The organism is Aquaspirillum soli, from assembly GCF_054781915.1.
This window is the reverse complement of record NZ_BAAGTM010000007.1, coordinates 78,678-102,744: the sequence shown is the minus strand read 5'-3', so window position 1 is coordinate 102,744 and position 24,067 is coordinate 78,678. Positions and strand designations below refer to the sequence as shown.

17 protein-coding genes and 1 tRNA gene are annotated in these 24,067 nt (G+C 50.7%); 11 read left to right on the top strand and 7 right to left on the bottom strand.

Annotated elements, in window-relative coordinates:
- The first annotated feature begins 10 nt into the window (after nt 1–10).
- The 4 genes from ACYVJG_RS08385 to ACYVJG_RS08370 all read left to right on the top strand — a co-directional run bounded on the left by ACYVJG_RS08385 (nt 11) and on the right by ACYVJG_RS08370 (nt 7,460).
- Complete coding sequence (locus ACYVJG_RS08385) at nt 11–1,384, top strand: phosphomannomutase/phosphoglucomutase (RefSeq protein WP_460430659.1); 1,374 nt, start codon at nt 11–13, stop codon at nt 1,382–1,384.
- Nucleotides 1,385–1,405: 21 nt separating this feature from the next.
- Complete coding sequence (prmB, locus tag ACYVJG_RS08380) at nt 1,406–2,317, top strand: 50S ribosomal protein L3 N(5)-glutamine methyltransferase (protein WP_460430658.1); 912 nt, start codon at nt 1,406–1,408, stop codon at nt 2,315–2,317.
- Nucleotides 2,318–2,596: 279 nt separating this feature from the next.
- Complete coding sequence (locus ACYVJG_RS08375; protein ID WP_460430657.1) at nt 2,597–5,716, top strand: SNF2-related protein; 3,120 nt, start codon at nt 2,597–2,599, stop codon at nt 5,714–5,716.
- Nucleotides 5,717–5,732: 16 nt separating this feature from the next.
- Nucleotides 5,733–7,460, top strand: coding sequence for a hypothetical protein (locus tag ACYVJG_RS08370; RefSeq protein WP_460430656.1), 1,728 nt, complete (start codon nt 5,733–5,735; stop codon nt 7,458–7,460).
- Between the two features lie 357 nt (nt 7,461–7,817).
- Here ACYVJG_RS08370 and ACYVJG_RS08365 read toward each other — a convergent pair.
- From ACYVJG_RS08365 to ACYVJG_RS08340, 6 genes are all read right to left on the bottom strand, one after another.
- A tRNA-Ile gene (locus ACYVJG_RS08365) sits at nt 7,818–7,896 on the bottom strand.
- Nucleotides 7,897–7,942: 46 nt separating this feature from the next.
- Complete coding sequence (rpoD, locus tag ACYVJG_RS08360) at nt 7,943–9,886, bottom strand: RNA polymerase sigma factor RpoD (RefSeq protein ID WP_460430655.1); 1,944 nt, start codon at nt 9,884–9,886, stop codon at nt 7,943–7,945.
- Between the two features lie 60 nt (nt 9,887–9,946).
- Nucleotides 9,947–11,707 carry a DNA primase gene (gene dnaG, locus ACYVJG_RS08355; protein ID WP_460430654.1) on the bottom strand — a complete coding sequence of 587 codons (1,761 nt, stop codon included), beginning with the start codon at nt 11,705–11,707 and terminating at the stop codon, nt 9,947–9,949.
- A 27-nt stretch (nt 11,708–11,734) separates the two neighbouring features.
- Nucleotides 11,735–12,181 (bottom strand): GatB/YqeY domain-containing protein, encoded by a 447-nt coding sequence (locus ACYVJG_RS08350; protein WP_460430653.1) that lies wholly within the window; start codon nt 12,179–12,181, stop codon nt 11,735–11,737.
- 102 nt (nt 12,182–12,283) lie between these two features.
- A complete protein-coding gene (rpsU, locus tag ACYVJG_RS08345) occupies nt 12,284–12,496 on the bottom strand; it encodes a 30S ribosomal protein S21 (RefSeq protein WP_022654334.1) in 213 nt (70 codons plus the stop codon).
- A 116-nt stretch (nt 12,497–12,612) separates the two neighbouring features.
- Nucleotides 12,613–13,773, bottom strand: coding sequence for a methyl-accepting chemotaxis protein (locus ACYVJG_RS08340; protein WP_460430652.1), 1,161 nt, complete (start codon nt 13,771–13,773; stop codon nt 12,613–12,615).
- A gap of 33 nt (nt 13,774–13,806) precedes the next feature.
- Here ACYVJG_RS08340 and ACYVJG_RS08335 point away from each other — a divergent pair, with 33 nt between their 5' ends.
- Entirely contained in the window at nt 13,807–14,655 is an 849-nt protein-coding gene (locus ACYVJG_RS08335) for a transporter (RefSeq protein WP_460430651.1), read from the top strand.
- 60 nt (nt 14,656–14,715) lie between these two features.
- Here ACYVJG_RS08335 and metH read toward each other — a convergent pair whose 3' ends face one another.
- Nucleotides 14,716–18,444 carry a methionine synthase gene (gene metH, locus ACYVJG_RS08330; RefSeq protein WP_460430650.1) on the bottom strand — a complete coding sequence of 1,243 codons (3,729 nt, stop codon included), beginning with the start codon at nt 18,442–18,444 and terminating at the stop codon, nt 14,716–14,718.
- Between the two features lie 158 nt (nt 18,445–18,602).
- Between metH and aroG the strand changes: the two genes are divergently transcribed.
- The 6 genes from aroG to ACYVJG_RS08300 all read left to right on the top strand — a co-directional run bounded on the left by aroG (nt 18,603) and on the right by ACYVJG_RS08300 (nt 23,995).
- Nucleotides 18,603–19,682 carry a 3-deoxy-7-phosphoheptulonate synthase AroG gene (gene aroG / locus ACYVJG_RS08325; RefSeq protein ID WP_460430649.1) on the top strand — a complete coding sequence of 360 codons (1,080 nt, stop codon included), beginning with the start codon at nt 18,603–18,605 and terminating at the stop codon, nt 19,680–19,682.
- A 158-nt stretch (nt 19,683–19,840) separates the two neighbouring features.
- Nucleotides 19,841–20,464: a guanylate kinase gene (gene gmk / locus ACYVJG_RS08320; RefSeq protein ID WP_460430648.1), complete on the top strand. Its 624-nt coding sequence runs from the start codon at nt 19,841–19,843 to the stop codon at nt 20,462–20,464.
- 47 nt (nt 20,465–20,511) lie between these two features.
- Nucleotides 20,512–20,715, top strand: a complete 204-nt coding sequence (gene rpoZ, locus ACYVJG_RS08315; protein ID WP_022654181.1) for a DNA-directed RNA polymerase subunit omega — start codon at nt 20,512–20,514, stop codon at nt 20,713–20,715.
- 82 nt (nt 20,716–20,797) lie between these two features.
- Nucleotides 20,798–22,915, top strand: coding sequence for a RelA/SpoT family protein (locus ACYVJG_RS08310; RefSeq protein ID WP_460430680.1), 2,118 nt, complete (start codon nt 20,798–20,800; stop codon nt 22,913–22,915).
- Nucleotides 22,916–22,934: 19 nt separating this feature from the next.
- Nucleotides 22,935–23,138, top strand: a complete 204-nt coding sequence (gene thiS / locus ACYVJG_RS08305) for a sulfur carrier protein ThiS (protein ID WP_460430647.1) — start codon at nt 22,935–22,937, stop codon at nt 23,136–23,138.
- Between the two features lie 68 nt (nt 23,139–23,206).
- Complete coding sequence (locus tag ACYVJG_RS08300; protein ID WP_460430646.1) at nt 23,207–23,995, top strand: thiazole synthase; 789 nt, start codon at nt 23,207–23,209, stop codon at nt 23,993–23,995.
- The last annotated feature ends 72 nt before the right edge of the window (nt 23,996–24,067 follow it).

Below are 24,067 nucleotides of genomic sequence, written 5' to 3'. Positions count from 1 at the left end.
AGTTAACCCAATGGCAGTTGTTGATCCCTCGATTTTCAAGGCCTACGATATTCGTGGCATTGTCGGTAGCACTGTCGATCAGACGGTAGCCAAACTGATCGGCCTCGCCATTGGCAGCGAAGCCCAAGCACGCGGTGTCAAAGCGGTGTGCATTGGCCGCGATGGTCGTCTTTCTGGACCCGATCTCGCCGAGGCCCTTGCAGCAGGGTTGCGCGCCACAGGGACGGATGTGATTGATTTGGGGCGTGTGGCGACCCCGATGTTGTATTTTGCTGCGCATGAGTTGGGGACACTCTCTGGTGTGATGGTGACCGGCAGTCATAATCCCCCCGATTACAACGGCTTTAAGATGATGTTGGCAGGGGACACGCTATCCGGTGAGCGCATTCAAGCCCTGTTAAAACGGATTCAAGCGGATGATTTTTGCCAAGGGAAAGGCCAATATCGTACGCACTCCATCAACGAAGCCTATCTCAACCGCATCACCCAAGACATCACCTTGGCCCGTCCCATGAATATCGTGGTCGATTGTGGCAACGGTGTAGCGGGGGCTTTTGCACCGGTGTTATACCGACGGATGGATTGCCGCGTACGCAGTTTGTTCTGCGATGTCGATGGCACGTTCCCGAATCATCACCCCGATCCCTCGCAGCCCAAAAACTTACAAGATCTGATCCACGCGCTGAAAACAACCGACGCTGAGTTAGGGTTAGCATTTGATGGTGATGGCGACCGACTCGGTGTCGTGACCAAAGAAGGACACATTATTTACCCAGACCGGCAACTGATGTTGTTCGCGGGTGATGTCCTGTCGCGCAACCCGGGTGCCAAAGTGATTTTTGACGTTAAATCAACCCGCAATCTGACACCGTGGATTCGTGAGTTGGGCGGTGAGCCGATCATGGCACGCACAGGTCATAGCTTTATCAAAGCCAAAATGAAAGAAACCGGTGCGCTGTTGGCCGGTGAGATGTCAGGGCATGTGTTCTTTAAAGAACGTTGGTACGGTTTTGATGATGGGATGTATGCCGGTGCCCGTTTACTAGAGATTTTGTCGCAGGTCGATGACCCCAGTGCCGTGTTAAACAATCTGCCGAATGCGGTCTCGACACCTGAATTAAACCTCAAAATGGCCGAGGGTGAACATCATGCTTTGATTGCGCGCTTACAGGCTAGCGCACAATTTCCGAGCGAATGTGAAGTGATTACCTTAGATGGCTTACGAGTGGAATACCCCTATGGCTTTGGTTTAATGCGCGCCTCAAATACCACACCCGTGGTTGTCTTGCGGTTTGAAGCAGAAACAGAAGCAGCGTTGCAGCGGATTCAGGCCGATTTTCGTCAAGTGCTTGCTGCTGAGACAGATGCAGCCTTGCCCTTTTAATTTTTGTATTTAGGACTTTTCATGTTCGATCAAGCTGCTAACGTCTTGCAAACCCCGCGTGATTTGCTGCGTTTTGCCATTAGCCGTTTTCAACAAGCGGCTTTGTTTTACGGCCACGGCACAGATAACGCATGGGATGAAGCCGCCTATCTGATCGCCCACACCTTGCATCTGCCCTTGGCACAGTTCGATGCTTTGCTCGATGCCCGTCTATTACATAGCGAAGTGGCTGATGTGTTGGACGTGTTAGAACGGCGTGTGCAACAGCGGGTGCCGGCGGCGTATTTAACCCATGAGGCGTGGTTAGGGCAATTTGATTTCTATGTGGATGAGCGAGTGATTGTGCCACGCTCGTTTATTGCCGAATTGCTGGCGAACGATGCCTTCGCTCCTTGGATCGAGTTTCCGGAACTGGTGCATCGGGCTGCTGATCTCTGCACAGGGTCGGGATGTTTGGCAATCTTGTTAGCCAATTACTACCCCGATGCCGAAATCGATGCGGTGGATTTATCCAGCGAGGCCTTAGAAGTCGCCGAGATCAATCGCAGTCGTTATGGGTTAGAAGAACAGCTACAACTGTGGCAAGGCGATTTATTCGCCCCCTTGGCCGGTCAGCGTTACGACTTGATCGTGTCAAATCCACCGTATGTCGATGCAGAATCGGTCGCTGCACTGCCACCAGAATATCTACATGAGCCTGAGTTGGCATTAGGCTCTGGTGATGATGGCCTCGACCTCACTCGCCGGTTATTGGCCCAAGCCGCCGATTATCTCAACCCGTTAGGGATTTTGGTGGTGGAAATCGGCCACAACCGCGACGCACTGGAAGAAGCCTTCCCAACGCTGCCGTTTATGTGGTTAGAAACGTCGGCGGGTGATGGGTTTGTCTTCCTGTTGACGAAGGAAGACTTAGAGCAAGGGTTAATGGTCTAATACCAAACACATCAATAGGGTATTTTTGGAAAAAAGCTACCACTAGAAATGGGAGAAAAAACTCACCTAGTACATCAAGAATAGTCTAAGGATTGACGAGTGAGGGGATCGAACCGAGTGGAATGTTGGTGACTTCCGAAGGTTCCGGTTCGACTGCATTCAATGCCTCGGAGATTAAAGCAACGATCCAGCGGTTGTTTTGAGTTTGACCAGGATTGGCTCATTGGATGGGCTTATGGGCGGATAAATTTGTAGCACTGCTGCTAAGGGGGATTTCGGATGGTGTGGGAGAAAGGTACGGAAGTTCGTCGCATCGACAACCCAGGAAAAACAGGGGTGACAACTGGCCAGGTACGCCAGCGAGGTGCAATCGCCTATCTGGGCGTACGGTGGCAGGACGGAACTCAGGATTACGTGGCAGAAGATCAGCTCGAAGAGTTGAATGTCATTGTTTCCAAAGATCGTTTTGAGCTTATCGAGCTCGGTAAATACGGTCGTTCTGCCGATTTGCGCCGTAGTTTGACTCACGTCCACCTCTCGGGACGTTTGGCAAACCTCGTTTACTCGATGGGTGTGACGAATACCGATTTCTATGCTCACCAATACAAGCCACTCCTGACTATGTTGGAGTCTCCAGCTGACGGCTTGTTGATTGCCGACGAAGTCGGTTTGGGCAAGACGATTGAAGCAGGGATCATCTGGACCGAACTACGGGCACGTGAGGACATGCGTCGCTTGCTGATCGTTTGCCCTGCGGTGTTGCGTGAGAAATGGCGTGATGAACTGAAGCTTCGCTTTGGTATTGATGCCTTCATCGTCGAAGCAAGCACGCTGGTAGATGAACTGGAGCATTCATCCAGCATGGGCGCTCCGAAAGCCTGGATAGCAAGCTACCAGACACTGCGGCCACCAAAGAGCTGGAGGCCAAGCGATACACCTCCGCCGAAGAAGGCTTCTGGCCGGGTGCGACTGGCCCATTTGCTCGATGAGCATGCCGAAGAAGAGCCACTGGTGGATCTCGTTGTTTTCGACGAAGCGCATTACATGCGCAACCCAGAGAGTTCGGTGCATCGTTTGGGTGAAATGCTGCAGAAGGTTTCGCAGCAGCGGGTACTTCTATCGGCGACCCCGATCAATCTACATAACGACGATCTGTTCCATCTACTGCAGTTGTGCGACCCGGAACACTTCCAGTACCCCTCGAGCTTCCAGGAGCTTCTAACGGCGAATCAGCCATTGGTTTCAGCCCGAGATGCAGCTCTCAATCCTTCCTCGAGCGCAGACGAGATTCTGACTTATGTGAAGGGGGCTGCTGAAACCAATTTGCTACGTAACTCTCGTCAATTGGCGGCGTTACTTGAGGCTCCTCCGACGGATAAGGATCTAGCCAGACCGGCGTTTCGAGCTGAGTTGGCGGCGAGTTTGGAACGGATAAATTTGCTGGGTCACGTCATTACCCGAACTCGAAAACGTGACGTTCAAATGGAGCGTCCTCGGCGAGAGGTGCACCCCGAAAAGGTGCCAATGACTAATGCGGAACGTGCTTTCTATGAGTACGTGACCGAAGTTACGCGTGACTATGCCTGGCGGCGAGGAATTTCCGATGGCTTTCTGCTGGCGACGCCTCAGCGGCAGGTGTGTAGCTGCCCAGCTGCGTTTGCTCGCGCCTGGTTGGGCGATGACGATTCGCTTGTCGAGGACATGGCAGAGCAGGTTGCCGAGGAGTATGAAGAGAATGACGATGAAGGCGAGTTCGACGATATCAGCGAGTCCCTCAAAGAGTTTTTGTTAGCGCATCGCCCTCGGAACCTGAATGCGGCCGAACTGGAGCAATCTGATTCGAAGTTGCTGCGTCTGGTGACCGTTCTCAAGGATTATTTCGCAGACAATCCGGACGAAAAAGTGATTTTGTTCACCTCGTTCCGCGTCACTGCAAAATATTTGAGTGAGCGCTTAAAGTTTCTCGGTATGCCGAGTCTTTTGTTGTGGGGAGGCATGTCTGAGTCCAAGCAGGACTTGATCAATGAATTTCGTGAGCGCTCGGATCTTAGAGTCCTGGTTGCAACTGAAGTGGCATCGGAAGGTGTCGACTTGCAGTTCAGCCGCTTGCTGATCAACTACGACTTGCCCTGGAATCCGATGCGAGTGGAGCAGCGTATTGGTCGTATTGATCGTTTAGGGCAAAAGGCACAAGTCATTCACATCTGGAATCTCTTCTATCAGGAGACCATCGATGAAAGAATTTTCGGCCGTTTGCTGACCCGCCTGAAAGTGTTCGAGCAAGCACTAGGCGAGCCGGAACCCATCATCGGAGAGACCATCAAGCGACTGGAATCCAAGTTGCTGACAAGCCGTCTGACGCCTGAGCAAGAGGATGCTGAAATTCAGCGCGCGGCCCAAGCGTTGGAAAACGTACGCCAACGTCAGGAAGAGTTGGAAAAGAACGCCTCGCAGATGATGGCGCACGGAGGCTTGGTTCTTGAGCGAATAGAAGCCGCTGATGAACTTTCACGCCGAGTGACTGAGCGCGATCTGATTATTTATGTTCAGGACTTCTTGAATCAGCACGTTGCTGGCCATCGTTTTCAGCATAGTGAAACTGACAATACTTTCTTGATTCAATTGCCCGCAAATGTGGCTGCAGACCTGGATGACTTCTGTCGTCGAAAGGGATTGATTGGACAGACATCATTGGGAAATGCGCTTCCCCGGCAATGTCGATTTGTAAATAAGCTGACGAGTGCCAGCAATAAGTCAGTTGAGAGCATTCATCAGTTTCATCCGATCATCCGTTATATCAGTCAGCGGTTGAATGAACTCGAAGAAGCTTTCTACCCCTTGGTCTCCGTCAAAGTATCTGCCAGCGAAACGAGCGTAGCGCCTGGAAATTACATGTTTGCGCTGCGACGTTGGACCTTCAGTGGCGTACGCGACGAGGAATGGTTGCAATCCGCAGTATGCGATTTGTCTGCACGCGTGCCATTGCCTGACGATCAAGCCGAAAGTCTCATCAATCAGGCTCGTACTTACGGGAGTGACTGGCTTGAGGCAGCAGTCAGCGTTTCGCCAGAGGTAGCGAGTGCATGCCTTGATGAGCTGGAAATTCATCTTGAAGAATCTTATCAGCGAGCCAAGAAACGCAAGCAAGATGAGAATGCGGACAGACTCATGTTCCAGTTGCATGGGATCGATCAGCACATGAGCCAGCGACTACAAACGCTTGAGGGTGTCCGTGCTCAGCATACCTTGCAGGGTCGTAGTGCGCTTGTAAAGGCAACCCAGGGGCGTATTGAAAAACTGCAGGCTCGCATGGGACTAAAACGAGAACAGATTCAGAGACAAGAGAGTCTCCAGCCAGACGATGCGCCAGTGTGCGTTGGTCTGATTCGCGTTGAATAATTCAGGGAGGGGATTTATGAGCGACTGGAAAAGCGCACTGAAGACACTAAAACGCGAAATGTTTGGTGTTAAAAGTGAAGTCGATTCGCCGGCGAAGAGACCAAAGAGCGACGCAAACTCTGTTGTAGCCAAGCCAAGACCTAATCCGATTGTTACTCGTTCTCCTTCTACTAAAGGCAGCACTTCAGATTCAGGACGCAGGCATCACAAATCGAATCAAGCATCGGCAAAGCCCAAAGTTCCGGTGCAGCCTGTGTCGCCCAAATCTATGGGTACTAGCGTCCCGCAACCTCTCAAGGTTCAGGATGCCGCTCAAGTTCAAGCGCCTTTGGCCCCACCTTCTCCACCAAAACCGAGGGAGGTGCCCAGTACATTCCAAATTCAGCAGAACTCGAATTTAACGAGGCAGGCAAATTTCAAAATTCCAGATGCCTGGGTTCGCAAAGGTAGTTGCACTCAATTGCCTCAACAAACGAAGTCCGCCGGGGCAATTGATGTGTTCATTGGGCTTGATTTTGGAACGTCATATACGAAAGCCGCGGTTGGGTTGAAGGATCAGATTTTCGTGGTTGACTGGTATGGAGTATCAGCAAGTGCTGATCGATATTTGCTTCCAAGCGAATACTCGATATTAGCCGACGGTTCATGCCAAATTGGGCAAGCTCCTGATGTATCTGTAGACCAAGTCCGCCAACGGCTAAAGCACCCCCTCATCGACCCAGCAGTTTCCTCAGCCTCTCTGGCAAACGCAGCTGTCTTTTTGGCTTTAGTCTTGCGTTATATCCGAGCGTGGGTGTTTTTTCATCATGGGGATAAGCTCGGTGGTAGTTCAATTCGCTGGATGCTGAACATTGGCGCACCTAGTAATGGGCTCGAAAATGATCGTCATCAACGTGCATATCTGAAGATGTGTTCCTCCGCGTGGTCGATGAGCATCTCTGAGTTAGAGCCATCTGCTGCCTGGGCCGTTGAGCTGATCAGAGGGTGGCAACCTGGCGACCTTCCCACGGATTTGATTGGCCTCGATGTCTTACCGGAGTTCGTCGCTCAAATAGCTGGATATGTTCAGTCAGCGCAACGTCAGCGTGGATTACATGCACTGGTTGATGTTGGAGGGGGAACCTTGGATGTCGTGACCTTCATCGTTCACGATAGAGACGGAGAGGACGTATTTCCGTTTCTGGTTCCCGAGATTAGAGCCCTAGGTACTCAGATGCTTAATCAGAACCGTCTTGTTGAGGCTCCAGAGCATGAAGACTCTAAGCTCCCTGATGAGTTGCAGCCGGTGTTGAGTGCTTCAGAGTATGCCAAATCCACTGGTTTGCTAGAGGATCACATCGCACTGCGGGACAACGTCTTTTGGAGAGAGGTGCATAGCACTGTTCATCGAGTCTTCCAGCATACAAAACGTAATCGATACCGTTTGTCTGAAGCTTGGACTAAAGGACTCCCTGTCTTTTTGACCGGAGGTGGAGGATCAGTTGAGGGATACCAAAAATCAGTTAAGTCTGGTGGCCTGAATTGTGCGCCGGTGATGAATCTGATGTTGCTCCCTAAGCATCCAAAACTCGCTGATTTTTCAGGAACGACGAGTGATTACCAACGAGTTTCAGTCGCCTGTGGACTTGCTCAAGATGCGTTCTCACTTGGTCAGCTTATTCCTGCAGGACAAGTTGAGAACGATAACAATCCGGTTCATTGTATTGCAGATCGTCCTGATCGGGACGAGCTATATGCACGATAACTGTAATGATCTAATACCCGTAGACACCTCGATAGGGCATGTTAGATCTTAACGATGGGGAAGAAATGAATTCAAAACGTAGTCAATATGATGCGAGCTTCAAGCTAACGGCGGAACAGTAACGAATCCGCCAACTGGAAGCTGAAAACCGTCAACTGAAATCGGATAATGAATTCTTAAAAAAGGCCTCCGCCTTCTTTGCCCGAGAGCTGAAACAGTTTATGAGCGGAACAGGGCAACAAAAAAACCGATCTTGGTGTCTGAAAAAAATTGGTCAGGACACAACAAAAAACCCAGCAGGCACAAGGCTTTTGCTGGGTTTTTTGTTCATGCTAGATCTAGCACTTTTTGTATCTGTGGTGGGCCCCCCGGGAGTCGAACCCGGCACCAACGGATTATGAGTCCGCTGCTCTAACCAAGCATGAGCTAGAGGCCCAAAAGTGGCGAAGAGTATAGCAGAAAACTTGCCACTTTTTTAGTGCTTACTGGGTTGGCATGCTGCCGCCGGGTTCAGAATCGAGGAAGCTACGCAACCGTTCCGAGCGGGTAGGATGACGGAGTTTGCGCAAGGCTTTTGCCTCAATCTGACGGATACGTTCCCGTGTCACATCAAACTGTTTCCCCACTTCTTCCAAGGTATGATCGGTATTCATCTCGATACCAAAACGCATCCGCAAGACTTTCGCCTCGCGTGGCGTCAAGGTGTCCAACACTTCGCGGGTTGCCTCGCGTAAACCAGAATACATCGCCGCATCGGCTGGTGCCATGGTGGCAGCATCCTCGATAAAATCGCCCAAGTGCGAATCATCGTCATCACCAATCGGGGTTTCCATCGAGATGGGCTCTTTGGAAATCTTCATGATTTTGCGGATTTTATCTTCTGGCATGTCCATCTCTTTAGCCAACATCGCCGGATCGGGTTCTTGACCGGTCTGTTGCAAGATTTGGCGGCTGATACGATTCATCTTGTTGATGGTTTCGATCATATGCACAGGGATACGGATGGTGCGTGCTTGGTCGGCAATCGAGCGGGTGATCGCTTGGCGAATCCACCATGTGGCGTAAGTCGAGAATTTATAGCCACGGCGATATTCAAACTTGTCCACCGCTTTCATCAAACCGATATTGCCTTCTTGAATCAAGTCCAAGAATTGCAAACCACGGTTGGTGTATTTCTTGGCAATCGAAATCACCAAACGCAAGTTAGCCTCGATCATCTCGCGTTTAGCACGGCGTGCTTTTGCCTCGCCGGTGGACATCTGGCGATTGATTTCTTTCAATTCCTTAATCGGAATCATGGCTTTATTTTGCAGCTCGGCCAGCTTAAATTGCTTTTCAATCACCGCATGTTGATAGCGATTGAGGGTGGGCACAAAAGGCTTACCTGTCGAGATCATGTCTTCGACCCACTTCGGATTGCTTTCATTGCCGGGGAAGGTGGCAAGGAATAGCTCACGCGGCATCTTGACTTTATTCACACAAATATCTTGGATGTCGCGTTCTAAAGCCCGAATTTCATCCACGCTGCTGCGTAAGTTTTCACAGAGCTGTTCAACCTGTTTCACCGCAAAGCGCACAGTCATAAACTGATTGCTGATTTCTTGCTGCACATCCAAATAGGCTTTGCTATGAATGCCATGTTGACGCAATGCTGCCAACAGTTGGTCGTACAATGCACGAATGGTCGTGAAGTGCTCAATCGTTTGTTGCTTCAGCTCTTCCAAATTGGCATTGCTCACTGCTGCAGCATTGCCTTCTTCGTCTTCATCTTCCTCGTCGACGGCTAATTCATCCGCCTCAGGGTCGGCTTCCGGCGGTTCGGTAAATTCGCTCTCTTCGTTGACTTCGGCGTTAGGGTCGACAAAACCGTCAACCACTTCATCCACACGCAATTCGTCACGTTCAATACGATTGACCAACTCGAGCACTTGGGCGAGGGTGCCCGGACATGCCGAGATCGCCATAATCATGTGCTTGAGGCCTTCCTCAATCCGTTTGGCGATTTCAATTTCGCCCTCGCGGGTGAGCAACTCCACCGTACCCATTTCACGCATATACATACGCACAGGGTCGGTGGTGCGGCCAAATTCAGCGTCAACGGTCGAGAGGGCCGCTTCGGCTTCTTCAACGGCATCTTCATCTGCCACGGCGGGGGTGGCGTCAGACATCAAGAGCTGTTCGGCATCGGGGGCTTCATCACAGACTTGAATGCCTAAGCCAGCAATCATGCTGACAATGTTTTCGATTTGTTCTGCATCAGACACATCGTCTGGCAGGTGGTCATTGATTTCGGAATAGGTGAGATAACCCCGCTCTTTACCAAGCGCAATCAGTTGCCGTAGGCGTTTGCGCTGTTCGTCGGCTGTTTCGGGGTTAACCGGCGAATTGAGGTCGAGATCCTTGTCATTGCTAGGAATGGCCGCCATTTTTCATCCTGCCCAAATTAGGCTGAAAAAACATCAGATTATATCACAACGCTTGTCGCATCAGCGCTTACCCTGCACTTCGATGCTCAACCGTACCATTTCATACTGTTCTTCACGGCTTAAACCGCTCTCGCGATCTTTCCGTTTCAGGTGTTCTAAACGTTGTTGCGCCGAGCGTGATAACAGCGCAGTAATCGCAGCATCAAACTCAGATTCCAACTCATGTTGTTCGGGGTCGCTTTCTGGCCGTAAAGTATGTAACACCGCCAATACCGGCTGGGCCAAAGGATGTTGTTGTAAGCCTTGGATCAGCTGCCCAGTCGTAGTGCAATGGGGCAAACTTTGGATCAGTGTGGATAAGGCAATACATTGTTGAACATCCTCGGTGGCCTCTTGCCATGCCAATTCTTCCACGGGCACTCTATGAGCTAATGTGGGATACAACACCAGCCAACGCAATACCCGCTGAGGTAAAGAATAGGTAATTTGGGGGGCAGGCTGCGCGCTAAACTGTCCTTTTCGTCCGACCCAAGGTCGTTTGATCCCCAAAAGCCGTTCTAATTCCGCCACCGGCATACCAATTTGCTCGGCAAAACGTTGTCGCAATAAAGTTGCCAATGCCGGCGCGGCAATGGCTTTTAATAGCGGCATCGCTTGCTGTACCAAGGCGGCACGCCCTTCTTCACTGCGGTGTTCACTTTGCTGTTGTAACAACGCTTGCAATAAATAGGCCGACAACGGGACCGCCTGTTGCTGCAAATAGGCTTCAAATCCTGCTTGTCCATGTGCTCTGACATAGCTGTCAGGGTCATGTTCAGCGGGCAAGAACAGAAACGACACCCGTTTGCCATCGCGTAATTGCGATAGGCTACTTTCTAAGGCTCGCCAAGCGGCTTTTTTACCGGCAGCATCGCCATCAAAGCAAAAAACAATATGGTCGGTTTGTCTGAGTAAACTATGGATATGATGTGGGGTGGTCGAAGTGCCTAATGTGGCAACCACATAGTCAATCCCATGCTGCGCCAACATCACCACATCCATATAACCTTCAACAACTAACACACAGTTATGCTCACGAATCGCTTGTCTTGCCTCAAACAATCCATATAGCTCACGCCCCTTCTCAAATAAAGGCGTTTCTGGTGAATTGAGGTATTTGGGTTCTCCTTGGCCTAGTACACGCCCACCAAACGCAATGATTTGCCCCTTACGATTGCGAATTGGGAACATAATCCGCTCGCGGAAACGGTCGTAGCGGCTACCATCCTCACGTTTTACCAACAAACCTGCCTCGACCAGCTGGGGATTGAGATAGTCTTCAAAGACACCTTGCAACGCATTCCAGCCACTTGGGGCATAGCCAATGGCAAAGCGGGCGGCAGTTTCTCCTGTGAGCCCCCGTCGTTTTAAGTAATCAATCGCAGTCGGACTGTGTTTGAGTTGATACTTGTAAAAACGTGCCGCTTGTAAGAGGCAATCTTGCAGGCTGTATTGACGCGCGACAGCGGCGTGTTGTGCCGGTGTGCTCTCGGGTTGTGGCACTGCCATACCCACTTGTTCGGCCAAAGCATGGACGGCATCAACAAACCCCATGCCGTGATGCTCCATCAAAAAAGTCAGTGCATTGCCATGCGCACCACAGCCAAAGCAGTGGTAGAACTGTTTTTGTGGGCTGACCGAAAACGAAGGTGATTTTTCACGATGAAATGGACAACAGGCCACGTAATTTTGGCCTGCTTTTTTTAGAGGGACTTGTCGATCAATCACCTCGACAATATCCACACGATCCAATAAACGGTCGATGAAATCCTGTGGAATCATCGCCACACCTGCCGTTGAGAGAATCGCTTACTGTGCAAGACGATTTTTAATCCGGGCTGACACCTGCGCCATGTCTGCGCGGCCCATCACTTGAGGACGCACTAAACCAACCACTTTACCCATTGCTGCCGCACCGCTGGCACCACTGTCGGTGATCGCTTGCTCGATCAGTGCATCAATTTCTGCCTCGGTTAACGGGGTGGGCATGTACTGCGTGAGGACATCAATTTCGGCTTGCTCTTTGGCAGCCAAATCCGCACGACCCGCTGCTTCGTATTGGCTGAGCGAATCGCGGCGTTGTTTTAACATCTTGTCGATGACTGCCGTGATGGCTGCATCGTCAAGTTCGATACGCTCATCGACTTCTTTTTGTTTCATTGCCGCCAATAACAAGCGAATCGCTGACAATCGTTGGCTATCACGCGCTTTCATCGCAGCTTTCATATCGTCATTGATTTGGCGTTTTAAGCTCATGGGGCGCTCCTTGGCGTAAAAAGAGGGAGAAATGGCAGTATCTAAAAACAGCGAAACCGCAGGGCAAGCCTGCGGTTTCCATCCGAGTCAAACGAGCCGAGATTAGTACAGCTTAGGCGGCAAAGTTTGGCTGCGCAGACGTTTGTAATGACGTTTCACGGCAGCTGCTTTTTTGCGCTTACGCTCTGTGGTCGGTTTTTCGTAGAACTCGCGAGCGCGCAGTTCGGTCAACAGACCAGTTTTTTCGATTGATCGTTTGAAACGACGCATCGCGACTTCAAACGGCTCATTCTCTTTCACGCGGATGTTGGGCATGAAATGCACCTGTCCTTTGCGGTAGGGTTGACAAAAATAGTTGAGCCGTTGATTTTAAGTCAGTTATGCCCCTCTCGGCAACCGCAAACCCCTGTTTTTGCTTCAAGCGCAACACTTTAGGCCACACGGAAGCGGGCGGCGGTTTGTAATAAGCCCTCGGATAATTCGCGAAGTCCCTCGGCTGTTTGCACACCATGATCAATTAGATTTTGGTGTGACAACACCGAAGCCGACAGCGACTCGGCCTTTTGTGCCAGTTGTTGCACTGCCATGTGTTGTTCATTTAATGCACTCGCCATCTCAGCGATTTGTTGCTCTGTGGTGTGTGCGGCTTGGTGTGTGTTGCGCAGAATGCTTCCGACTGCCTCGATATGTTGCCGGCCAGAGGACAAGTGTTCAGAGCCTTCTTGAACATGATTTTGCATAGCATAGGATTGATCAACCAACCGGCGGGTAATGTCGTCGATTTGTCCGGCCGAGATGGCCGATTTTTCCGCCAGCTTACGCACCTCATCCGCCACTACCGCAAAACCGCGCCCCATTTCACCAGCGCGAGCTGCTTCAATCGCTGCATTTAACGCTAATAGATTGGTTTGGTCGGCAATATCGCGCACTTCCGAAGTCATGCGGGTAATCGCTGCCATGTCTTGGCCGAGTTGGCTGGTGGCACGGCTTAATTCACCGCTGAGGCTGGAGTGGGCTAAGTCAATATCTTGTTGCAGGGTACTCAATGCCCCCACCCCCGCATCAGCCCCTGCACGGCTGTCCGTCGCCACGGCGCGTAAGTGTTCAATTTGGCTGGCAAGATGTTGAATACTGACGCTAATTTCTTCTAACGCGGCTGAAGAGGATTGTACCGCTTGCCCCTGTTGCACAGTGATTTCGTGAATGGTAGTCGATTGCTTAGCGACTTCTCCTGCGCGCTGATTGACCTCATAGCTGTTTTGATTGACTGCTGAGACGGCCTCGCGAATATGACGAATCAAGCTGTTAAAGGCCTTGGCCATATTCCCCAGTTCATCTTGATGTGCCAACTGTGCTTCAACCGTTAAATCACGCTCACGTTCCGCCGTGTGCATCACGCTTTCCAGCGTTTTGATGGGGCGTACAATCTGGTTTTTAATCCACAATGTCAGCAAGCCCATCACCAATGCAACACCAATAATTTGCGCTAAGAGAATTTGGGCATCGGCAATAAATTGTGCGTTTAAGTCCTCGAAATATAAACCCGAGGCTACAATCCAACCCCACGGCGCAAATCCTGCGGCATAGGCCACTTTTGGAATCGGCTCGGTCTTTCCTGGCTGTTTATGTCGAAATCGTTGTCAGCAGCCATCGCCGTGCTGTTCGTTGCTCCGCTTGCCCAAGCCGCTATCAACGATGTCTATCCGGCCGATTACTATCCCCTTGATCCTGGCACTAAGTTATTCACGTTGTACAGTGCCGATCGCGATGTGCAATTACCTCACAACAATACGCTACACATGCAAACCCTTGCCATGCGTGGTTCGTATATGACCGAACTGTGGGGAAAAACCGCTAATGTCATGGTGGTATTACCATGGGTGAAGTCGTCGCTAGAACTGGCCAATGGTGTCGAATATCAACAAAACAGCGCCATAGCCGACCTGCGCCTAGGTGCCACCATTTGGCCAATCAATGACAAAATTGCGGAACGTTATTTAGGTCTCACAGCAACCATCATTCCGCCTACGGGCAGTTACGACAAACATCGGCTGTTAAACGCGGGTGAAAATCGTTGGCGTGCTTTACTTACTCTCGGCTGGCAACAGACCTTGGCACCAAAATGGGTATTTGAGTTATCACAGGAACTGGCATGGTATGGTGATAACACTCACCACAGCAGCGGCTTGCGTTATCAACAAGCCGCCACCTATGCGGCCACCAGCTATCTGCGTTATCGCGCTCATGCAGATTGGCATGTTCATCTTGGTGGACAAATTAACCGAGGCGGGCGGATCAGCCTAGGTGGGCAACGCCAGACCCAAACCAGCTTTCAAGATCGGGTGACAGTCGGTGTGACTTGGATTGATCCTTTAAAACAACAATGGATCTTACGTGTGGGACGCGATGTAAACAATAAAAACAACAGCAAAACCGATCACGAAATCGCTTTGCGGTTTTTGAAAGCATTTTAATATACTTTAAGCACAAAGATGCTTAACCCATCTCCAGCCTAGAAAAGGCTGGAGATGAATTCAAACGGTATAACCCAAATTCGGCGCCAAATCCCGTTCTGCTTGTGCCATGCTTACGCCACGCCGTTGCGCATAGCTTTCCACCTGATCTTTACTGATTTTGCCAACCCCAAAGTAGCGGCTATCAGGGTGGCTAAAATAGAACCCCGACACCGCCGCCGTTGGCAACATGGCATATCCCTCGGTGAGGCTCATCCCAATTGCTGGGGCGTCAAGTAAGTCAAACAACTCACGTTTAACCGTATGGTCAGGGCAGGCAGGATAGCCGGGGGCAGGACGGATACCTTGATATTTCTCATCAATCAGCGCCTCATTATCCAAAGCTTCACTGGTGGCATAGCCCCAGAACTCGGTACGTACACGGTGGTGCATCAATTCAGCAAAAGCCTCGGCAAAGCGGTCGGCCAATGCCTTTAACAGGATGGCGGAGTAGTCATCGTTATCTGCCTCGAACTGTGCCACATGGGCATCAATGCCCAATCCGGCAGTGACGGCAAACACCCCGATATAGTCATTCACCCCACTGTCTTTCGGTGCAATAAAGTCAGCTAATGCCCAGTCGGGGGTTTCCTTCCCCGCTTTATCGGTTTTTACCAACTGTTGTCGCAGCCCCACCCACGTCATCAAACGCTGTGACGGTGCTTCAGGCGAGTAGATTTCGATATCGTCATGGTTGACGCTATTGGCAGGGAATAAGCCGATTACAGCACTGGCTTGAATCCAATTCTCGGCAATGATGCGCGCTAACATGACCTGTGCGTCTGCCCACAAAGCCCGTGCTGATTCACCCACCACCTCATCTTGTAAAATCGCTGGATAACGTCCGTATAACTCCCAGCTTTGGAAGAAGGGCGTCCAGTCGATATAGCGCGCAATCTCGGCCAAGTCATATTGCTCAAACCGACGTACGCCTAACCATGTTGGCACCGGTGGCGTGTATTGCGTCCAATCAATGCGGTGGCGGTGTTGTCGGGCCTCGGCAATCGGCAACAGTTTTGCATCACCACGGCCCTCAAAAATGGCGCGAGCCTTGGCATAATCTTCTGCAACTTCCTGCACAAACGGATCGCGCAGCGTATCGGATAATAAATTGGAACAGACGCCAACTGCGCGGCTGGCGTCGGGGACATACACCACGGGCCCTTGATAATGCGGGGCAATTTTCACTGCAGTGTGAACACGGCTGGTGGTTGCGCCACCAATCAATAAAGGAATATCAAACCCCTGCCGTTGCATCTCTTTGGCGACATGGCTCATTTCTTCCAAACTCGGGGTAATCAAACCCGACAAACCGATAATATCGGCTTTGTGTTCACGGGCAGCATCTAAGATCGTTTGGCAGGGCACCATCACCCCCAAGTCAATCACCTTATAGTTATTACAACGCAACACCACACCAACGATATTCTTACCAATATCGTGCACATCACCTTTTACCGTGGCCATGATAATGGTGCCTTTGGCTGGGGCATCTTGTAGCCCCATCCGGATTTTTTCCTCTTCAATGAAAGGCTCAAGGTAAGCCACAGCGGCTTTCATCACCCGGGCTGACTTCACCACTTGCGGCAAAAACATCTTGCCGGCACCAAACAAATCCCCCACCACATTCATGCCATCCATCAACGGGCCTTCAATGACATGAATTGGGCGAGCACTCTTGGCGCGAACTTCCTCGGTATCTTGCTCAATGTAGGTGGTGATGCCTTTAACCAGCGCGTGTTCTAATCGCTTTTCAACGGGCCATTCTCGCCACGCTAAATCCTCACCCACCTTCCCAGCAACTGCATCACCCTTAAATTTTTCTGCCAACGTAATGAGATTCTCGGTGGCATCTGAACCATCGGCAGGGGATTGCATTAACACCACATCTTCAATACGGGCGCGTAATTCTGCATCCACCTCGTCATAGACTTCCAACGCGCCGGCATTGACAATACCCATGGTCATGCCGCGTTTGATGGCGTGATACAGAAAGACCGCGTGAATTGCCTCGCGGACTTTATTATTGCCACGGAAGCTAAACGAGACATTGGACACCCCACCCGAGATTTTTGCGTGGGGTAGATGGTCTTTAATCCAGCCGGTGGCCTCGATAAAGTCCAAACCATAGCGGGCGTGTTCGTCGATACCGGTGGCGACGGCAAAGACGTTCGGATCAAAAATAATGTCTTCGGGTGGAAAGCCGATTTCATCCACCAAAATGCGGTAACTCTTTTCGCAAATCTCAACTTTACGGGCGTAGGTATCGGCTTGGCCCTTTTCATCGAACGCCATCACAATCACCGCTGCCCCATAGCGGCGAATCAAGGTCGCTTGTTCAACAAATTTGTCTTTGCCTTCTTTCAAAGAAATGGAATTGACGATCCCTTTACCTTGAATACATTTCAGACCGGCTTCGATGACCTCCCACTTCGAGGAGTCAATCATAATCGGTACGCGGGCGATGTCCGGCTCAGCGGCAATCAAGTTCAGAAAGCGCACCATCGCCGCATGGGCATCAAGCATCCCTTCATCCATATTGATGTCGATGATTTGGGCACCGTTTTCGACTTGTTGCCGTGCGACATCTAAGGCGGTGGCGTAGTCGCCATTTAAAATCAGTTTGGCAAAGGCGCGGCTACCAGTCACATTCGTCCGCTCGCCAACGTTGACGAATAAATCACGGTCACCAATGTTGAAAGGCTCTAACCCGCTTAGACGGCATTTCTTTTCTAAAACCGGCAAAGGGCGTGGGGCAAGATCTTTGACTGCCTGATAGATCGCAGCAATATGCTCGGGAGTGGTGCCACAACAACCGCCGACAATATTCACCAAACCCGACTCTGCCCACTCGCGCACCTGTGGCGCCATTGCCTCGGGGGTGAGATCGTAGCCACCAAACGCATTCGGTAAACCGGCATTGGCATGTACCGAGACATACGTGGCCGACACCCGCGCCATTTCTTCAACATACGGGCGCAATAAATCGGGGCCTAAAGCACAGTTCAAACCAAAGCTAATTGCATCAGCATGTTGCAAACTGTTGTAAAACGCTTCGGTCGTTTGTCCGGTTAGGGTACGGCCAGACTGGTCGGTGATGGTGCCGGAAATCATCATCGGCAACCGTTCACATTCGGGGTGTTGATCAAAATATTGATGAATCGCAAACACCGCTGCTTTGGCATTGAGGGTATCAAAAATGGTTTCGACCAACAGAATATCGGCGCCCCCTTTGACCAAACCATCGATAGCCTCGGTATAGCTGCTGACCAGTTGATCAAAATTGACATTACGATAGCCCGGGTCGTTGACATCTGGGCTGATAGAACAGGTGCGGTTGGTGGGCCCTAACACCCCAGCACAAAAACGGGGTTTGGTCGGCTGTTGTGCGGTCTTTGCTACACACAACGCTTTTACCAGTTTGGCCGCTTCGTAGTTCATCTCCCACACCAAACTTTCCATCTCATAATCGGCCATAGCGATTGAGGTGGCGTTGAAGGTATTGGTCTCGATGATGTCAGCACCGGCATCAAGATACGCCTGATGAATCCCGCCAATGATGTCAGGGCGAGTGAGCACTAACAAATCATTGTTACCCTTCACATCACAATGCCAATCTTTAAACCGCTCTCCGCGATAATCTGCTTCTTCTAAGTGATGACGTTGGATCATCGTGCCCATACCACCATCAAGAATGAGGATGTGGTGTGCTAACAGCTGAGTCAGAGTGGCGAGACGTGAGGGGGGCATGCGAGCTTCCTTGCGACAGTCGAAGAAAAGTGATGATTTTAACCCGATTGTGGCAAAAGCTCTTTTTTAAGCGAATTGCACCAGAAATCGTTGCGTATGGGTTTACGTCAGCGCGCAATCCGCGCTAGTCTTGTTGCTTTGCAAAACTCTCAAAGAGCATGATGATGCAGCGCCAGACTGATGATGTAAGAATCCGCGAGATTAAAGAACTTCTTCCTCCGATTGCCCATATCTACGAACTGCCAATCACCGATTCGGCCGCTGAATTGGTGTACGCCACTCGGACGGATATTGCTCGTTTATTGCGTGGCGAAGATGACCGTTTGTTGGTGGTGATTGGGCCTTGCTCTATTCACGATCCTAACGCCGCCTTGGAATATGCAAGCCGTTTGGCTGAATTGCGTGAACAGCATCAAAACGAATTATTGGTGGTGATGCGGGTGTATTTTGAAAAACCGCGTACCACTGTCGGTTGGAAAGGGTTGATCAACGACCCCCATCTTGATGAGTCTTACGACATCAATGCCGGTTTACGCATGGCGCGCCGTTTGTTGTTGGAGTTGAACAACCGTGGTATCCCTGCCGCAACCGAATACCTCGATATGATCACGCCACAATATATTGCTGATCTGATTTCTTGGGGCGCGATTGGTGCACGTACAACTGAATCGCAGGTCCACCGTGAGTTGGCGTCTGGTTTGTCCTGTCCTGTTGGCTTCAAGAATGGCACTGATGGCAATTTACGCATTGCCGTGGATGCGATTCGCTCGGCCAGTCAGCCACACCATTTCTTATCCGTTACCAAATCTGGCCATTCCGCTATCGTGGGCACCGGCGGCAACCCCGATTGCCATGTGATTTTGCGTGGTGGTAAAGAGCCAAACTATTCAGCCGAACATGTACGCGCTGCGGCAGCTGAATTGGCTGCTGTTGGTCTGCCACAAAAACTGATGGTCGATTTTAGTCATGCCAACAGCCGTAAGGATTACAAACGGCAAATGGAAGTAGCACAAGATGTCGCAGCACAGTTAGCCGCCGGCGATCAGCATATTTTTGGTGTGATGGTTGAAAGTCATCTCAACGAAGGCCGTCAAGATTTGAAAGCAGGTTGTGATCCAAAAACCCTGAAATACGGTCAATCCATCACCGATGCCTGCATCGGTTGGGCGGATACGGTGGATTTATTGACTATACTGGCCGACGGTGTCCGTGGCCGCCGGCAACAATCAGCTGTTTAATCGCTGCCTGCTCTCTCCCCCTCGGTATGAGGGGGATGCACTCTCTTTAAGTTGTGGTTAACTTGTATTAACAATATGTTACCGTGGCAAGTTTCACGGGATCGCCGGTTTATGCTACGCTGCAACATTGGCGTGATACGCGCACGGATGTTGAGAACATGAATTCAACTGGCAATATTTTTGTGGTCACTGCGCCATCCGGTGCAGGTAAGACTACCCTCGTAGCGGCCTTACTGGCGGCAGACAAACAAATCCAACTGTCGGTTTCCTATACCACCCGCGCGCCACGTGATGGCGAAATTCCGGGTGTGCACTATCATTTTGTCGATCGCACTAGCTTCGACCAGCTGAAAGCCCGTGGGGATTTTCTGGAATGGGCCGAAGTCTATGGCAATGGATATGCGACATCTGAGCGTTGGATTCGCGAACAACTGAGCACAGGTCGCGATATTCTGTTAGAAATCGATTGGCAAGGCGCGCAACAAGTTCGCAAAGTCTTTCCTGAAGCGGTTGGCATTTTCATCCTTCCCCCTTCAGTCGAGACATTAGAAGAACGTTTGCGTCGGCGTGGAAAAGATTCTGAAGAAGTGATTCAGCATCGTATGGCGATTGTTCGGTCAGAAATCGACCATGTTGCCGAGTTTGATTACATCATCATTAACGAAGAACTCGACCACGCAGTACACGATCTTGTCAGCATTGTGCGTGCCGAGCGAGTGCGTACTAAAAAACAGCTACAAAAGCGCGCCACACAAATTGCTTCCATGCAAAGCAACGGCTAACTTGGCCGTGGCCACCCTAAGCCCCTATTGATCTGGAGAAGACTCTCATGGCACGAATTTCTGTTGACGAATGCTTAGCCCGCATCGAAAACCGCTTTGAACTCACCCTCGCCGCCACTTGGCGTGCCCGCCAATTAGCCAACGGTGCCACACCGTTAGTTGAGTCGGGTCGGGATAAACCCACTGTTACCGCCCTGCGCGAAATCGCAGCCGGTCAGGTGGGACGTGAACTGCTAGACCGACGCGCGTAAGCGTATCGGCGCACCATAAGGGGGAAATACCGTGGCCCATTCTGAATCCTCAACCGAAGTGCCCTGCATCGACTATGCGGCGATGGTCGAGGCAGCCGTTCAAGATTTGATGGAAGCAGCCTCCACCTATCTTCCCCCCGACGACTTAACCTTCTTACACGAAGCGTTTGTTTTTAGTCATAAAGCGCATGATGGACAAACCCGCAAAAGCGGTGAACCCTACATTACGCATCCGATTGCGGTTGCTCGTATTCTGACCGAGTGGAAGTTGGATGTTCAAGGTTTGGCAGCTGCGCTGCTGCATGATGTCATGGAAGACACTGGGGTAGCCAAAATCACCCTAGCTGAGCACTTTAGTGAAACTGTTGCCGATTTAGTCGATGGACTCTCCAAGCTTGAACGCTTGGAATACCAAACCAAAGAAAGTGCACAGGCAGAAAACTTCCGTAAGATGGTGTTGGCAATGGCGCAAGATATCCGCGTCATTATCGTGAAATTGGCCGACCGCTTGCACAATATGCGTACGTTAGATGCCATGCGCCTCGACAAACGACAGCGCATCTCGCAAGAAACGCTGGATATTTACGCCCCGATTGCCAATCGAATTGGTCTCAATAAAGTCTATCGCGAACTACAAGATCTCTCGTTTAAACACACTTATCCCAATCGCTATCAAGTCTTAGCCAAAGCAGTGAAAGCCGCCCGAGGCAATCGCCGTGAATTAGTTGGCAAAATTTTAGTCAGTATTGAACAACGTCTTGCCGAAGCGCGGTTACCAGCGGTTATTAAAGGTCGTGAAAAAAATCTCTACAGTATTTATAAAAAGATGGTGGAAAAACACCTGTCTTTTTCGGAAGTGCTCGACATCTACGCTTTTCGCGTCGTCGTAGACGATACCCCGAGCTGTTATCTTGCCCTCGGCGTACTACACGCACTATTTAAACCCATCCCTGGTAAATTCAAAGACTATATTGCCATTCCCAAGGGCAATGGCTACCAATCGCTACATACCACTTTGTTCGGTCCTTACGGAACCCCGATTGAAATTCAAATCCGTACCCATGAAATGCACCGTATTGCCGAAACCGGCGTAGCCAGCCATTGGATGTATAAATCGGGTAATGCCTCCATCGACCAAGCACAGCAACGCACCCATCAGTGGTTACAAGATATCCTCGACATTCAAGCCGAATCGGGCGATGCCATTGAATTTCTGGAACATATCAAAGTCGATTTATTCCCTGATGAGGTCTATGTTTTCACCCCCAAAGGTAAAATTATGGTGTTGCCGAAAGGCTCAACACCGGTTGATTTTGCCTATGCCGTTCATACCGATGTTGGCCATCGCTGTATTGCAGCTAAGGTGAATCACACCTTAGTCCCTCTGCGTACCAAGCTGAAAAACGGTGATCAAATCGAAATTGTGACTGCCGCACATGCTCATCCCAATCCTTCATGGTTGGGATTTGTTGCCAGTGGTCGTGCCCGCAGTCATATTCGTAATTTCCTCAAGGGGATGCACCGTGGGGAAGCGGTGGAGCTGGGAAGCCGCATGTTGCGACAATCGCTACATGCTTTATCAGGTAAACACTTTATTGTGCCCGAGCCCGTTTGGCAGGAATACCTACGCGAGCACACCGAGCACAATAACGATTTTGAAGATGTCTTGGCGGATATTGGCACAGGTAAATTGTTACCGGTGGTGGTGGCCAGCCGTTTATTAGAATTAGCAGGTGAAACTTCCGGCGAGCCGTTGCGTGTCGGGCCGATTGCGATTCGTGGTAATGAAGGCGCCTCTTTGCAATTCTCGCCATGTTGTAACCCCATTCCCGGCGATCGGATTGTTGGTGTGGTCAACAAGGGACAAGGTTTGTTGATCCATCGCCATGATTGCACCAATATCCAAAAATTCGACCCTGAAAAGTTGCTCGATATGGAATGGGAATTGGCACAACCCAAACTATTTGGTGTGCCAGTCAGTGTGTTAGCAAAAAGCGAGCGTGGGGCTTTGGCGGCGGTGGCAGCAGCCATTACCGAATCGTCCGCCAATATCGAAAGCGTGGATATGCAGGATGCCCATAGTGGAGAAGGGTATGTGCAAATCCGCTTCCGCTTACAAGTTGAAGGCTTGGCCCATCTTGGTGAGGTAATTGCCAATATTCAACGTCAGGCTGCCGTGGTGCGGGCAGCACGATTATGATTCTTTAAGAGGAATGACTGTGATTGACGTCATTATCAATGGACAACCCCATCAATTTCCTATCGGTACCGTATTGGAAGCCGCTTTAAGCCAGTGGGTAAAACCCGGACAACGGATCGCTGTTGAGCGCAACGGCGATATTGTTCCGCGCAGTCAACATGCCCATACCGAATTGCAACACGGCGATCAGCTTGAGATTGTGGTTGCCGTCGGCGGTGGCTAGTTGTCCTGATTAAACTGCAGTAAGGTGGCGAGCCACCACTCACCGGACTTTAGAATAGAGACATGACTATGGCAGATTGTTTAAGAATAGCAGGGCAAGAATATCAATCACGTTTATTAGTTGGGACGGGGAAATATAAAGATTTTGCAGAAACAGCAGCGGCGTTAGAGGCCTCTGGTACCGAGATTGTGACGGTTGCCATCCGGCGGGTAAATTTGGGCCAAAATCCAGACGAACCGAACCTGCTCGATGCACTGCCGCCCAACCGCTATACGCTGTTGCCCAATACGGCAGGTTGTTATAGCGCAGAAGAAGCAATCCGTACCCTGCGCCTTGCGCGGGAGTTGTTAGATGGTCATAAGCTCGTGAAGTTGGAAGTGTTGGGCGATGCTAACACCCTGTTTCCGAATGTCTTAGAAACATTAAAAGCAGCCGAGGTGTTGGTAAAAGAGGGTTTTGATGTGATGGTTTATACCTCGGATGACCCTATTGTTGCCCGCCAGCTGGAAGAGATTGGCTGTTGTGCCATTATGCCGTTAGCGTCGTTAATTGGCTCGGGCATGGGGATTCTTAACCCGTGGAATCTACAGTTGATTATCGAACAAAGCAAAGTCCCTGTTTTGGTTGATGCCGGTGTTGGCACTGCCAGCGATGCGGCTATTGCGATGGAACTTGGTTGTGACGGAATTTTGATGAATACCGCCATCGCTGGGGCACAACGTCCTATTCAAATGGCTCGTGCGATGAAACTAGCTGTTGAAGCAGGGCGTGAGGCATTTTTAGCTGGCCGAGTGCCGAAAAAACTCTACCACGGCAGCCCAAGCTCTCCCATCAGTGGGGTGATTGGGAAGAATTAGTCACGGTTTAAATTAAAAAAGCCGCACAAAAAAAGCCAACCTAGATGGGTTGGCTTTTTTGTTAGAGAGGTT